Origin of the sequence: Arcicella aquatica, from assembly GCF_034928825.1 — a bacterium.
GTDB lineage: Bacteria > Bacteroidota > Bacteroidia > Cytophagales > Spirosomataceae > Arcicella > Arcicella aquatica.
The window spans coordinates 41,632-56,056 of record NZ_JAYFUL010000031.1 but is presented as its reverse complement, the minus strand read 5'-3'; the positions used below and the strand labels follow the sequence as shown (position 1 = coordinate 56,056).

Genomic DNA, 14,425 nt, shown 5'->3' with positions numbered 1-14,425 from the left:
AGTCATAATTTAATTATGCTATTCCAAACCCTCCGCCACCGGGCGTCCAAATAGTTAGTTTATCTCCTGCGTGTGCTGTAATCTCATTATCCGACGTAACAGCTCCATCGGTTCTGGTTAATAAATGTTTACCCGATGCTCCTGCGTTTCCGCCATTTAACCCATAAGGTTGAGTGTTGAGGTGTTGACGCAGTAAAGAGACTTCAACATCTTCTAAAAAAGTAACTTCACGTATAATGCCATCACCACCTTTATATTTCCCTTTTCCTGCTGAACCCTCACGAATTTCAAAACGATTTAGATAGACAGGATAACGTAATTCCATGATTTCAGCATCAGTAATCCTCGTGTTTGTCATGTGCGTATGTACACCAGAGGTACCATCAAAACCTTCTCCTGCACCACTGCCTCCGCAGATGGTTTCATAGTAGCCAAAGGTTTTATTGCCGAACAAGAAATTATTCATCGTTCCTTGTGAACAAGCCACAATGCCAAAAGCTTTGAGTAAAGTATCCGTTAGCCTCTGACTTAATTCTACATTCCCTCCTACTACGGCAGGACAATCTTTAGGATTGTCGGGATAATCAGGATTTAAGATTGACTTTTCGGGAATTATTAATTCTACTGCCTTCAAAATACCATCGTTCAAAGGTATTTTTTCATTTAATAACAACCTTAATACATAAATTACTACTGAATTTACGATGGCTATATTAGCATTCAAGTTGCCTGAGTCTGTTGTGGCACTTCCTGTAAAATCAATCGTACAGCCATTTGCTTGAATATTTACCTGAACTTTTAAAGGCTCGTGGTTATCCAAAAATTCCTCTGCATGATAGACTCCTTGCCCGAATTGTTGCAGTTTTTCACGCATCCTACTTTCTGAATACGTTTTCAATCGGTTCATATAAAAATGAACTTTAGATAAACTATGTTCCTGAACCAAAGCCTGTAAAGCTTCTTCTCCATTTCGATTGGCAGCCAAAGCAGCATTTAAATCTGCTAAATTTTCTTCGATGGCTCGTGTAGGGTACGCACCTGATAAAAGCAATTCTTTGATAGCATCCCAACGCATTTCTCCATTTTTCACTAAATACATCGGTGGAATTACTATGCCCTCCTCCGCTAAATTTTTAGAATAAGGAGGCATTGAGGCAGGACGTACCCCACCAACTTCGGAATGATGACAACGATTGACTACATAACCAATCAGTTGATTATCAAAAGAATATACTGAAGATATTAACGTAATATCAGGTAAATGTGACCCTCCAAATTTTGGATGGTTTGTCACTACAACGTCGCCTTTATCAATGTTGATATACTTTAGTACGCTTCTTACGCATACGCCCAAGCTTCCTAAATGTACAGGAATATGAGGTGCATTAGCAATCAGTTCGCCTGATGCATCTAGCAATGCACAAGAGAAATCTAGCCTTTCTTTGACATTGACAGAGAGAGCAGTTCTTTGAAGTAACAAGCCCATATTCTCGGCAATCGTCATAAAACGATTCGTAAACAACTCTAGTTGAGTCTCTTGATTATCTATTTCATTGTCAATAACTGCTACTGCTTCTTTTTGAATAATAGCCGTTCCATGACTGTCAATTTTCAGTATCCATCCTTGTTCAATGACAGTCGTACTAAAAGGGTCGAGTATTAAAGCAAAGCCTTTAATGATGGCTCCGTTACCTAATTGATTTCTAAAATAGACAGGTACATTTTGCCATTGTTTATTAAAAAATGCTTTGACAGAATGATTTTCCTGCGGAAAATATTCTTCAAATATTGCTGTTTCTTCCAATAATTCTTTCTCTGAAAACTCGTAAGCATTCACCCTGATACTTTCTAATTCGATGGCTCTGCTCTCAATCCAGTGTCCAAAGATGGCTGTATATTTTGCCTTAAAAGTGGCTAAAATAGCATCGAAATTTTGCCACGCTATTTCTATCGTCGAGTCTTGTCCTTTGAAACGCAAGTACAAGGAATGACTTTTAAATCGAATTGTTGAAGCTTCTACACCATCATTTTTTAACGTACTAATTACCTCCTCCTCTGCTTGTTTGAATAATTCAGGCAGATAGTTATTTAATTTTTCGTTAAAAATCTCTAAAACAGACCTTTCGGCAAACCTTTCTACTTGTGCTTTATCAATGCCAAAAGCAGAAAGTAAGCCTGCATCTTTCGGTAAAAGGATAGTATTAATATTCAATAAATTAGCAATACCACAGGCATGTAAACCACCTGCACCGCCAAAGGCTACTAAGGCATAATCATGGATGGAGTATCCCTTCGCAATAGATATTTTACGAACAGTATCTGCCATTTTTTCATTGGCAATAGCTCTAAATCCTTCTAAAATCTCTTCTTTTTCGGGTTGTACGCCCGTTTTTTCACCAATTTTAGCCAATAATTCTTGTAATTTTTCAGCAGCTTTTTCAGGGAAAACGGGAATGCTAAATTGTTGAATATCTAATCTACCTAGTAGTAAATTTACGTCCGTAATTGTCAATTCGCCTCCTGCTCCATAACATGCTGGTCCCGGCATAGAACCTGCACTCTCTGGTCCTACGCTTAATTTAAAGCCATCAAAAGAACAAATTGACCCTCCACCAGCAGCAACCGTTTCAATGGCTAACGATGGACTAAATATTTGTCCATTGCCAATTTTTTGTGAGAATTGATAATCGAAATTGCCATCATAACGGGCTACATCTGTACTGGTTCCGCCCATGTCGAAAGTTACAATTTTTTCAAACCCAGATACTTTTGCAATATAGGCTGCCCCCACTACGCCACCAGCAGGGCCAGATAGTAAACTATCTTTGGGATGAAAATGATGTGCATTTACCAAACTCCCAGCACTGGTCATTACCTTGAAATGCTTATCAGGAATCTGTGCGCTAATATTATTGATATAGGTATTGATAATGGGAGAAAGATAAGCGTTGACAACTGTAGTTTCTGCTCTGTTCAAAAACTTGATTTGCTTGCTTAGTTCTGTAGAGATATTTACATATTTAAAGTATTTCAGGAGAACTTCTTTTAATTGCTTTTCATGAATATTATTGCGGTAAGCATTTTTTAAGCATATTGCAATTGCCAAAATGCCTTTATCTTTAAGTCGTTTAGCTTGTTCTTCAAGCATCGAAACATCAATGGATTCAAGGACATTACCATCTTTATCAATCTGTTCATTTACTTCAACTACCTCACTATATAATGGTTCGGGACGAACAATATTCAACGCAAAAATATCTGGACGAGATTGATTGCCAATCACTAATAAATCTTTAAAACCTTTTGTTACCAAAAAAGCCGTCTTCGCTCCTTTCATTTCCAACAAGGCATTCGTTCCTTTGGTTGAACCTATCCTAATTTGAATAGGTGGGAATGCTTCTTTCAAGCCTGTTTGTGTTATCAACCTTGCTCCTAGTACAGGCGCTTCTTCAAAGGCTGTTAAAGCAAAACTTAATACTTGACTACCCAATAATTCAGGTAATGGTTGATTGATAGTCAATGTATTGCTTTCAATATCAAAACTCACCACTTCAGCTTGAAAGCTATGATTAAACAATGTAAAAGCATAGCCTGCTAAAATATCCCTTTTTAAAAACCAAGAAGACTTTACTTTGAATGTCTGTAGATTGATTTGTTCAATAATTTCACCACGCAGCGAACTATTAGAAAGAATTTTATAGCGGTATTGATTTCCATCATTATCAGATGCTACACAATCGGTGAAAGTTCCACCAGTATCTATTGAAATGTTGAAGGTTTTTTGCAGTTCCATTAAGACTTTAGGATTAAGGACTTTTAGACTTGAAGACTTTAGGACTAAAGGAGTTTAAGATTAAGGATTTTTAAACTTGAAGACTACAGGATTTTGTAAGATTTAAATTAGTGACTTTAGGACTAAAGGACTCCACATATATCTTTATATCCTATCCTTTAGTCCTTAAGTCTCATAGTTCTTAAGTCCCATACTCATAGTCCTTAAGTCTTACAATCCTAAAGTCCTCCAGTCTCCAATATCAAAAATCCAAATGAACATTAATCCATTCGCCGTCCATTTTTGTTCCAAATTTCTTGTAGAAATTAATGGCAGGTTCGTTCCAATCTAATACTTGCCACATTACACCCGTACAGGAATCGTCTTTAGCTTGTTGAATGGTGGCTTCTAATAATTGCTCGCCTAAACCTTTCCCTCTCATTTTTTCAGAAACGATCAAATCTTCCAGATACAAGCGTTTGCCCTTCCAAGTAGAATATCGATAATAATACAAAGCTAGACCAACTACTTCACCTTCAACTTCCGCCACAATAGACCCGAAGATAGGGTTTTCACCAAAACCATCAAGGTACATTTGCTCAACGGTATTTGTTACTTGTTCTAGGGCTTTTTCATATAGTGCTAACTCCTTGATTAGCTCGAACATCACGGGTACATCTTCACGAATACCTTTTCTGATAATGACTGACATTGGAAATTGGTTAGATTAATTGTTTATTCATTAGTTACATAAGTCTCCCATTTTTGGATTACTTGTTGCATTTCTTCAGGTAATTCTGTATCAAATTGTAAAAATTCGCCCGTTTTTGGATGAATAAATCCTAGCGATTTTGCATGTAATGCCTGTCGCGGACACATTTTAAAGCAATTCGCTACAAACTGTTCATACTTAGAGAATACTGTTCCTCTCAATACCCTGTCTCCCCCATAAGTAGCATCGTTAAACAATGGATGACCTATATGCTTGAAATGCACACGGATTTGGTGTGTTCTTCCAGTCTCTAAATTACATTGAACCACTGATACATACCGTAATTTCTTCAATACTTTATAATGTGTAGTAGCATCTTTTCCCATTGAACCATCTGAGAAAACAGTCATTACTTTACGGTCTTTTAAGCTTCTACCTACATGCCCTGTAATAGTTCCTTCATCTGCTTTAGGCTCACCCCATATCAAAGCATTATAAGTACGTTCGATACTATGGTCGTAAAACTGTCTTGCCAGATGTGTCATTGCTGTATCTGTTTTGGCAATTACCAGTAAACCAGAGGTATCTTTATCAATACGGTGTACCAATCCTGGGCGGATTTCGCCATTGCGGTGGGTAGGTAAATTTTGGAAATGGTAAATTAAGGCATTCACCAAAGTGCCCTCCCAGTTGCCATGTGCAGGATGCACAACCATGCCTGCTGGTTTGTTTACGACTAATAACTCATCGTCTTCATAAACAATATCCAAAGGGATATTTTGTGGGATAATTTCTGTATTCCGAGGTGGTTCTGGTAATAAAACCGTGATAACATCTAAAGGCTTTACTTTATAATTGGCTTTTACTACAGCATCGTTTACTCTTACCGCAGCAGTCTCGATAGCATCCTGAATTTTATTGCGAGAAGCATTCTGTAGTCGGGACATAAGATACTTATCAATCCTTAATACACTTTGTCCTTTGTCAACCTCAAATCGGTGATGCTGATATAATTCTTCTTCTTCGTCTTCTATTTCTTGCATATATTTGGCATTAAAAACCAAATTTAAACAAATACCGCCATGTTTCAATTACCCGCGTCTCCTTTAGCGTTAATAAAGGATCCTATACTTGATTCATTTAAGGTAAAACTTTATTTAAAGAGAGATGATTTAATTCATCCAGAAGTAACGGGGAATAAGTGGAGGAAACTAAAATTCAATTTAATTGAGGCCAAATTACAAGGATTTAATCAGTTATTAACCTTTGGCGGAGCCTATTCAAACCATATTTACGCAACAGCCGCTGCTGGTAAAGAGTTTGGTTTTAAAACTGTAGGTATCATCCGCGGAGACGAACTTACGCCTGATTCAAATGCTACGCTAAGATTTGCTCATGATTGTGGCATGGAATTAATTTTTGTTACCCGACTCGATTATAATTTTAGGAATAGATTAACACGGCAGTATGGCGAGAAGTTTTATGTTTTGCCAGAAGGTGGCACAAATGATTTGGCGATAAAGGGCGTCAATGAAATGGTTGATGAAATTTATGATGTACTTAACCCCGATTATATTTGTAGTGCAGTAGGCACAGGCGGAACTATTGCAGGTATCATCAGTGGATTAAGAGGGAATACCAAAGCGATAGGCTTTGCTTCGCTAAAAGGTAAAGGTTTATTGAAAGGACAGATTGAAAAGCTTTTGCCTTTTGAAAAAGAGTTTGAATTGAATGAACAATACCATTTTGACGGCTATGCCAAAACCACTCCTGAGTTGATTAGTTTCATCAAAGGCTTTGAAGAAAGGAATCCCAATATTATGCTTGAACAAGTATATACTGGCAAGATGATGTTTGGTATTTATGATTTAATCCAGAAAGGATACTTTCCTGAAAATGCTAATATCGTTGCTGTACATACAGGAGGCTTACAAGGGCGTTGTGATGAGTTAAAAAAAACAGCTATTAATCAAGCGAGCATAGTTTAAAACTAATTCTTACTATTACTATTAGCTGGCGACTTAAGTCGCCAGCTAATAGTAATCCCTAGCGAGGTACTTAAGTACCTCGCTAGGGATTACTAGGCTAATTTAATATCTCGCCAACATGTTTTTGGATATTTTTAGACATCATCGTTAACGGCAAATCGTTATCATCTACTCCAAAAGGATTTTCAATTTCTTCTGCAATCAATTCTAAGCTAGCCAATACATAAAACACAAAAACAACGATTGGCACCGCGATATAACCCAAGCTAAAGACATAGCCAAAAGGCAACGACATAACATAAAAAAATATAAATTTCTTGATAAAAACTGAATATGAGAACGGAATCGGCGTACTCTTGATACGCTCGCAAGCACCACAAATATCAGTAAACGTTCGGAACTCTTCATTTAAAAATAACAGTTGAGTACCACTTATTACTTTTTGGTTATAAAGTTCATTCAGACGTACAAACATCAATTTAGCAATATGATTGGGTTTATGTAAATCGTGATGAAGTGATATGTTAGAAGTAAATACTTCGCTATCTTTCTGGTGACCTCTGAGATGTCTTTTTAAAGCAAAAGCATATTCCACGATATGCTCTTTGAAGAATGTTTTGTTAGCAATATCGTCCACAGGCAAAACAGCATTGATTTTCATCGCTAGATTTCTAGAGGTATTCGTTAAGTTTCCCCACATGCGTCTTCCTTCCCACCAGCGTTCATAAGCAGTATTCGTTCTGAAAACTAATAAAAGAGAGATTACAAAGCCTAGCATTCCATGTAGAATGGTGATATTTTTAATATGGCTATTATCACTTAATTTAAACACTTCTATTTCTAAAAAAGCAATCAAGGCTACATAAATCGACAAGCTAATCATCATTGGCGTTAGCTGACGTACCGTATCGCTTTTGTGGATTCTAAAAATGAATGTAAACCATTCTTTGGGATTATAATTAATCATGTTTGCTGTGATAGGTTTGTTGGATGAAGCAATAATACTTATTGACAAATATACAAAAAGACCTCTGCTTATGATGCAGAGGTCTTTTGTAAATATATATTATTTTACCAGAGTAATTATTTACCCTCTAAAAGCTTTTTTTGAATATTAGTTACAAATTCAACAGAAACTTCTGCTATGTCAGCTATTTGATTAATTGTATGATTGGTTTTTGTTAATAGGCTTTCTACAAAAGCTGTCATTTTTTTTTCTTCAGCTTCAGCTATCTTCTTATTTTCATTTTTTACAGCTAAAGCATTTGCGGAAATAGCCATTTCATAAGCTAACTTTTGCTCTGCTGTCATAGCTCTTAAATCTACTTCATGAATTGCTTTTTTGAGCCATTCTTCATTCCAAAATGCAGGGAATTCAGAGATTTCAGTAACAGTGTGTAACGTCTTCATGGTATAAATTAGTTTATCTAAATCTGTCTGAATATCAGCTAATTGCTTAGTAAATTTAGCCAATTCTATTGTAATAAACGTCATTTGGTCATCAATAATTTCATTTTGGGTATTCCTTAATACGGCAATATTGTGAAAATGATTGATTTGAGGAAAAATATTTTCCGCTAAAATACCAATGCAATAAATTTTAGATAAGTTTTCAAATTTATAAGCCCCTTTTTTAACCATTGTATTGAAACGATGTAAAGCATAAAACTTCATACGTTGAATGAATTCTGGATATTCACTTAATTGCATTTCCACAATAAAATGATTATTATTTTCATCAACACAAGCAATATCATATATTCCACTTCTACTATCAATTGTAATCGCCATCATCTCATTTTTAACAAATTCAATCGTTTTGATTGGAATTGACGAATCAATCAAAACTTGAAGAGCCTTTTTTAAAAATGTTGTATCTGATTCATTTCCAAATGTTGCTTTAAAACCGTAATCTGATAAAATTGAAATAAATCGATTGTTTTCGTTGTATATTTCCATTATTTTAAATTATAAGTGTTACAAGTATTATGTAGTTGTAGTATCAATCTAATGTTGCTTTCTAATTAAAACAATCTTTACAAAATCTAAAAATCACTCTAAAAACTTCAAAATATAATCATTAATTTCTTTTCGTTGTGCTGTATTTGCATTGTTGTCCATATCATTATGGATGGTATTTTTCAGTTTGATGATAGTAATACCATATTTTACCTGTTCTTCGGATGTAGGTAAAACGCCTTCGTCGGCCACTTGGTCGCTTGAACGAAGCGTATATAATTTGGGATGATTTACCCTAGGGAAAGGCATTCTTCTATTATCCAGAGAAATTACTTTATCTACCAAATCTGGATATTTATGAGCAAACAATATCGACATATCTCCCCCATTTGAATGACCAATAAGTATGGTATGTTTAAAATCTAAATCTGGGTTTGTCTTTTTCAATTCATTGATTACAAAATGAATATTTTCAGCACCTCTTTCCCAAAATGGTCTTCTCACAATTTGTGGAACGCCACTCGTTGGAATCAAATCGTCCGTAGGTAATTCATGCTGAATGCTGGCGACAAAATAGCCTTCAGTCGCTAATTTTTCTGTGATATACGAATACGCTTTATTAGAACCTCCTCTATTTTGATAATAACCATGACTAAAGATTACGACTTTTTGATGCTTGATTTTCTTATCAGATTTAGGCATATACAAAGCCACTGGTACTGAACGCTTTCTTGAAACATCAACTAAATTCAGACTATCTTCAACAACATTAAATGTTGGTTTTAAAGCTGAAGAAGGCTTTGATACTTTATGAGTTGAGCAACTGGATAATAAAAAGAAAAAAAATAAGTAGCTATATAATTTTGTGGACATGAGTTTGAGTAAAATTTGACAAAAGTGCCTAGCAAAGATACAAAAGCACTGTTGCTTTCTAAGATAGAAACTATTTTGGCGTTAAATTATTTTCAGTTCTTGCAGATTCTAGCAACTAAAAAAGCAAAGCGACTGCCTCCTCAGAAACAACTGCTTTGCTTTTTCTTTATTCTTAAAGTCCTTAATCCTAAAGTCTTTAGTCCCCAAAAGTCTACTTCAATACTTCTACCGAAATTTTACTATTACCATATACGCGATGTGTAGCTTTTTGGAAATCGCTTTCTTTGGCTTTATAAATATTATCTACATATTTCTGAGGATTAATATCAAACAACGGGAAGGCTGTCGACTGCACCTGAATCATAATTTTATGTCCTTTTTTGAAAGTATGTAATACATCTTGCAAACGGAAATTAACATCAGTGATTTTATTGGCTACCAAAGGTTCTGGTTTGCTAAATGAATTCCTAAAACGTGAACGCATGATTTCACTTCTTACCATTTGCTGATAACCTCCCAATGTAATATTGGTTGGTGTATATGGGCTATTGGGTTCATCTCCGGGATATACGTCTACTAATTTTACGAACCAATCAGCATCCGTACCTGTTGTTGAAATTTTAAGATTAGCCATCATCTCACCGCCTAAAGTAATATCTTCTGTTAAAACATCTGTCTCAAATGTCAATACATCCGTTCTGCGTCCTGCAAAACGTTGGTCTTCGCTCATGTAGTTTCTTGGACTAAATCCTAAAATTTGTTTAGGGTCTTCTGTATAAGGTACAGGCTTTGAAGGGTCAGAGATAAACTCTGCAAATCCTTTAGCCTCAGTACCAGTAGTAATTTTACCATTAGGACTCAAGTAGAAATCTATTTTCTGAGCGTTCTTAACAGGATATTCTGCAAATTCTCTCCACTCCTTTTTACCTGTATCAAATAGTGTTGCTTCAGCTAAACCTGCCTTTCCATCCCCCGCATCTTTCAAAAAATGCTTGAAAAATTTAAGCTCAATATTTCGCTGATAGTATGTTGAGATACTGTCTCCAAAATAAACATTCGAGTGAAAATGGTGACCACGTTCACGAGCCCAATCGCCATGACCGAATGGCCCCATTACGATAGAATTATAAATATTAGGATTGTTTTTCTCAACGGTTTTATAAACTGTTAATGGTCCATACAAATCCTCGGCATCAAACCAACCGCCTACTACCATAATGGCAGGCGCATTTTTAATGTTTTTTAAATGCGGCACTATACTTCTTTTCTGCCAGAATTCATCGTAATTAGGGTGTTCTACGTGTTCCTGCCAAAAGAAATTATTAGTATAGTTTTCTCCAAGGTTTTTGAGTGGAGACATTGTTTTGTACCATTCAAAACCATCCAATGTTTTTATCTTCGGAAACTGCTCATCATACCAAGATTTATCTGTTGGTTTAGGATGTTGCAAACCAAAAACTGGGAAAGTCAAACCATAGCCCATCGTGAATGCTCCATTGTGATGGAAATCATCAAAAAAGAAATCAGATACGGGTGCTTGCGGAGAAGATGCTTTTAAGGCTGGATGCCCACATAAAGCCCCAGCAATAGTATAAAAACCAGGATATGAAATACCATACTGCCCCACCTTTCCATTATTACCGGGTAGGTTTTTCACGAGCCAGTCTATTGTGTCATAAGTGTCAGAGGCTTCATCAATATCTTTCTTAGTGTTCTTGTTAGAGATATGGGGTGTCATGTTAGTCCAGTTCCCCTCAGACATCCAGCGTCCACGAACATCTTGGTTAACGAAAATGAATTTTTCACGCATCAAATATTTGGAATAAGACAACACTGATGGATAATCATTTTTTCCGTATGGTCCCACAGAATAACAAGTTCTTGCCAATAAAATAGGATATTGATTATTGGAAGAAGCATCTTTGGGAGTATAGACATTCGTAAAAAGCTTTACGCCATCTCGCATTTCTATTTCGTACTGAGTTTTAACATAGTTTTCACGAACGAAAATAGAATCCAATTGGGCAACTGTCAGTTTCTGGGCCTGTATAAAGCACGAAAGGCTACAAAATGACAGTAACAATAGTAGTTTTTTCATATTTATTTAAAATTTGTTGAGTATAATGCAATTTAAGTGCTTCTTGAGTGAAAATAAAATATTTAGTCCTGACCATTGTAGGATTAAGACAAATTCGTTTTAGACATTGGAATTAAAATCGTTGAAACTACATTTCCATTTACCTCTTCAATATGCAATGAGCCTTCACCTCCGTATTGTAATTCTAGTCTTTTTTTCAGATTCGTTAGTCCAATACCACCATCAGTTCGTTTGGTTTCATTCGCAATAAAACTTCCTGTATTACTTACTTTTATCAGTAATCTATCCCTTTCTTCATAAATTTGAATAGTAATTTCTCCTCCATTTTTATTTTTTGCAATACCATGTTTGATAGCATTTTCGATAAGCGTACTTAATGAAATAGGAATAATCATCTTATGGATTAACTTATCATCTACCTCAAATTGATACTTAAGTCTTTTATCAAACCTTATTTTTTCTAAAAACAAATAGGCTTTAGTTAGCTTTATTTCCTCGTCAACCCTTACCAATTGCGAGCTCCCAATATTAAGAGATAAACGTAATAAATCTGAAAGTTGGTCTACTGCTTCACGAGCCTCATGATGGTCTATCACCATTAACGCTTTGATGCTATTTAAAGCATTAAAAAAAAAATGAGGGTGCAGTTGGGTTTTCAAAGCCTCTAATTCCGATTTTATTAACATTTTTTCCATCGAAATCATCTTCTCACTCATGGTCTGTTTCTGTGTTACATACCGAAGGATATGAAAGAAAAAAAACCAAGGCGTTGTCACCCAAATGTCATCTACGAATAACCCAAAATAATCACCAAAGTTTTTGTATTCATTTTTCATCACATCAGCTGATGTGAACTGAACATCTAAAATAAAAAACAAGAAACCTATAACGATATTGCCTATTAATGGAAACAATAGAAAAGTTTGTACAGGAGCTTCATCTACTTGGTATTTATCAACAACTAGTTTGTAAGTATGTGTGGTAAAAAGACCATACACAAATACCGAGATGAAATATTCAAATGAAAGGGTAAAGCTAGCTTCCTCTAAAATGGTGTATTTCAAAGCCATCATGGCAATGAGTACCCAACTTGAGATTTGCATTAGCCAATATATTTTTCTAAGATTCATATATTAATAATAGCGCGAATGATTTGTAATCAAACATAATAGGTGGACTATGCTTACTATTAAAGTATATTTTGACTCTTTTCAAAGACAAACACTACGATAAAACTTTGCTGATTATCAACTACTTGTCTTGATGGCAATAATAATACAAATCCTTTCCATTGAAATTGTTAAACAATGAAAACAAAAATGAGCATTTTTTTTGAGTAGCACAATAAAATTAATAAAAAACCGCTGTACAGAAATTATACAACGGCTTCGTTTATAGTGTCATGCTAGTATGCTTTTCTACGCTGCTGTGTATGGAAGGTATACAATTACATCAGTACCACCATTACTATTACTGTCAATTTCAATTCTTCCACCATGATTTTCAACAATTTTTTTGCATAATGCGAGCCCAATACCTGTGCCTGGATATGCGCTTTGTGGATGCAACCTTTTGAAAATAGTGAAAAGTTTATCTACATGATGTGGCTCTATACCAATTCCATTATCGCTTACGACAATTTTATTCAAAGCAATTCCATTGTCATTGATAACCTGATGTGATATATGTATTACTGGTGTTTCTTCAGAGAATTTCAGTGAATTACTGATTAAGTTGTAAAAGAGCTGACCCAATTGCACAGGCTTACCAAGTACCGACGGCATAGGTTCAACAGTTAGTACTGCCTTTTTTTCACTTAATAAAAACTCGAAATCATTAATTACATCTGAGAGTACCGAATTTAGGTCAGTAAATTCAAACGTATCAGATGTTACTGCAAGTTTAGAATAACTTAAAACATCGATTATTAATTGAGACATTCGCTCAGCAGAAGCATTGATTTTGGAATAGTACAGGTTTTGCTTATCAATATCCGAACGATTATGCTGGGCAAGTGAAATAAAATTCCTGATTTTTCGGAGTGGCTCTTGCAAATCATGACTTGCTATGTAAGCAAATTGTTCTAGTTCCTTATTTTTTTTCTGGAGTTCGTCATTAGATTGCCTCAGTTTTTCCTTAGCTTCCTTTAATTCATTATTATCTTTCAGGGTTTCTTCAACAAGCTTTTGAGCATGAATATTTACCATGCTGATAATCCAGCCTGCTGTACGCTCATCATTATGTGGCACTAGTGAAATCTGGTACCATATTGGTTCTTTTGTAGAGATGACACGCGCTTGAACAGTTTGCACAGTTTGCTTTTTCTTGGCACTGTTCCATGCTTTAATAACCTGTTCTGTATCCTGAGCGTGTATTATCTGCTGTATAGTAGCGGCAGAAAACTCTTTAAAGTTACTCCCTAAAATATTTTCAGCATTTTTATTGGCGACAAATACTTTCTCTGATTTTGATACGGAAAAAACAATAAATGGCAAGGTATCAGTTAGCTGTCTGTAATCATTTTCACTTTCGCTAAGCCTATCTGCCAACTCAATTAACTGTATGTTTTTTTTCCTGATTTCATCATAAGGTGATATAGGAGGTTCTTGTCTAAAATAGTCTACAAAAGAATTAACCCACTTTTCAGACAAAAGTCCAGAATAGGGTACTTTAGCTCTCAATGTAATGGTATAAATATCATCTTCACAATGTGCGGAAACATCCTTCAATACCTTTTTGGCATAAAAAAAAGCTTCTGGGTTACATCCTGCTAAATCTACCTTGTCATATAATACCGCTACAATTTCTTTTTTTCCTCCATTCAATGAGTCTATTCCTAAAATAAGATATGATTCCTGTCCGCTGGCAATGGCACATCGAGCAATTTCCGATACCGCAGTAGCAAAACGTGTTTGAGAGGAAGCCAAAAGGCTACACAATTCAGCTAGCTTTATACTACGTTTGTGAGCCAATATCAGGTCCATTTCGTTATCTAAGCTAATGCGAATAATCTCTTTCATATC

At 35.4% G+C, this 14,425-nt stretch carries 10 protein-coding genes; 1 reads left to right on the top strand and 9 read right to left on the bottom strand.

From position 1 onward, the window contains the following. Positions 1-13: 13 nt before the first annotated feature. From VB264_RS17005 to VB264_RS16995, 3 genes are all read right to left on the bottom strand, one after another. Positions 14-3,793 (bottom strand): hydantoinase B/oxoprolinase family protein, encoded by a 3,780-nt coding sequence (locus VB264_RS17005; protein ID WP_323251175.1) that lies wholly within the window; start codon positions 3,791-3,793, stop codon positions 14-16. 241 nt (positions 3,794-4,034) lie between these two features. Continuing rightward, positions 4,035-4,484 carry a GNAT family N-acetyltransferase gene (locus VB264_RS17000; protein WP_323251174.1) on the bottom strand — a complete coding sequence of 150 codons (450 nt, stop codon included), beginning with the start codon at positions 4,482-4,484 and terminating at the stop codon, positions 4,035-4,037. Positions 4,485-4,507: 23 nt separating this feature from the next. Continuing rightward, positions 4,508-5,527: an RluA family pseudouridine synthase gene (locus VB264_RS16995; protein WP_323251172.1), complete on the bottom strand. Its 1,020-nt coding sequence runs from the start codon at positions 5,525-5,527 to the stop codon at positions 4,508-4,510. Between the two features lie 39 nt (positions 5,528-5,566). Between VB264_RS16995 and VB264_RS16990 the strand changes: the two genes are divergently transcribed. Beyond that, complete coding sequence (locus VB264_RS16990; protein ID WP_323251170.1) at positions 5,567-6,472, top strand: 1-aminocyclopropane-1-carboxylate deaminase/D-cysteine desulfhydrase; 906 nt, start codon at positions 5,567-5,569, stop codon at positions 6,470-6,472. A gap of 97 nt (positions 6,473-6,569) precedes the next feature. Here the strand turns inward: VB264_RS16990 and VB264_RS16985 are convergent, their stop codons facing one another. The 6 genes from VB264_RS16985 to VB264_RS16960 all read right to left on the bottom strand — a co-directional run bounded on the left by VB264_RS16985 (position 6,570) and on the right by VB264_RS16960 (position 14,422). Then, a complete protein-coding gene (locus VB264_RS16985) occupies positions 6,570-7,439 on the bottom strand; it encodes a bestrophin family protein (protein ID WP_323251168.1) in 870 nt (289 codons plus the stop codon). Between the two features lie 116 nt (positions 7,440-7,555). Then, entirely contained in the window at positions 7,556-8,431 is an 876-nt protein-coding gene (locus VB264_RS16980; protein ID WP_323251166.1) for an Rpn family recombination-promoting nuclease/putative transposase, read from the bottom strand. A 93-nt stretch (positions 8,432-8,524) separates the two neighbouring features. Beyond that, a complete protein-coding gene (locus VB264_RS16975; protein WP_323251164.1) occupies positions 8,525-9,304 on the bottom strand; it encodes an alpha/beta hydrolase family protein in 780 nt (259 codons plus the stop codon). Between the two features lie 211 nt (positions 9,305-9,515). Further along, positions 9,516-11,402, bottom strand: coding sequence for a CocE/NonD family hydrolase (locus tag VB264_RS16970; protein ID WP_323251162.1), 1,887 nt, complete (start codon positions 11,400-11,402; stop codon positions 9,516-9,518). A gap of 83 nt (positions 11,403-11,485) precedes the next feature. Then, positions 11,486-12,505: a sensor histidine kinase gene (locus VB264_RS16965; protein WP_323251160.1), complete on the bottom strand. Its 1,020-nt coding sequence runs from the start codon at positions 12,503-12,505 to the stop codon at positions 11,486-11,488. A gap of 315 nt (positions 12,506-12,820) precedes the next feature. After that, positions 12,821-14,422, bottom strand: a complete 1,602-nt coding sequence (locus VB264_RS16960; protein WP_323251158.1) for a sensor histidine kinase — start codon at positions 14,420-14,422, stop codon at positions 12,821-12,823. Positions 14,423-14,425 lie beyond the last annotated feature (3 nt).

Coding starts and splice junctions, on each gene's coding strand:
- VB264_RS16970 (WP_323251162.1), bottom strand. CDS start 11,402: ATGAAAAAACTACTATTGTTACTGTCATTTTGTAGCCTTTCGTGCTTT.
- VB264_RS16985 (WP_323251168.1), bottom strand. CDS start 7,439: ATGATTAATTATAATCCCAAAGAATGGTTTACATTCATTTTTAGAATC.
- VB264_RS16975 (WP_323251164.1), bottom strand. CDS start 9,304: ATGTCCACAAAATTATATAGCTACTTATTTTTTTTCTTTTTATTATCC.
- VB264_RS16965 (WP_323251160.1), bottom strand. CDS start 12,505: ATGCAAATCTCAAGTTGGGTACTCATTGCCATGATGGCTTTGAAATAC.
- VB264_RS16980 (WP_323251166.1), bottom strand. CDS start 8,431: ATGGAAATATACAACGAAAACAATCGATTTATTTCAATTTTATCAGAT.
- VB264_RS16990 (WP_323251170.1), top strand. CDS start 5,567: ATGTTTCAATTACCCGCGTCTCCTTTAGCGTTAATAAAGGATCCTATA.
- VB264_RS16995 (WP_323251172.1), bottom strand. CDS start 5,527: ATGCAAGAAATAGAAGACGAAGAAGAAGAATTATATCAGCATCACCGA.
- VB264_RS16960 (WP_323251158.1), bottom strand. CDS start 14,422: ATGAAAGAGATTATTCGCATTAGCTTAGATAACGAAATGGACCTGATA.
- VB264_RS17005 (WP_323251175.1), bottom strand. CDS start 3,793: ATGGAACTGCAAAAAACCTTCAACATTTCAATAGATACTGGTGGAACT.
- VB264_RS17000 (WP_323251174.1), bottom strand. CDS start 4,484: ATGTCAGTCATTATCAGAAAAGGTATTCGTGAAGATGTACCCGTGATG.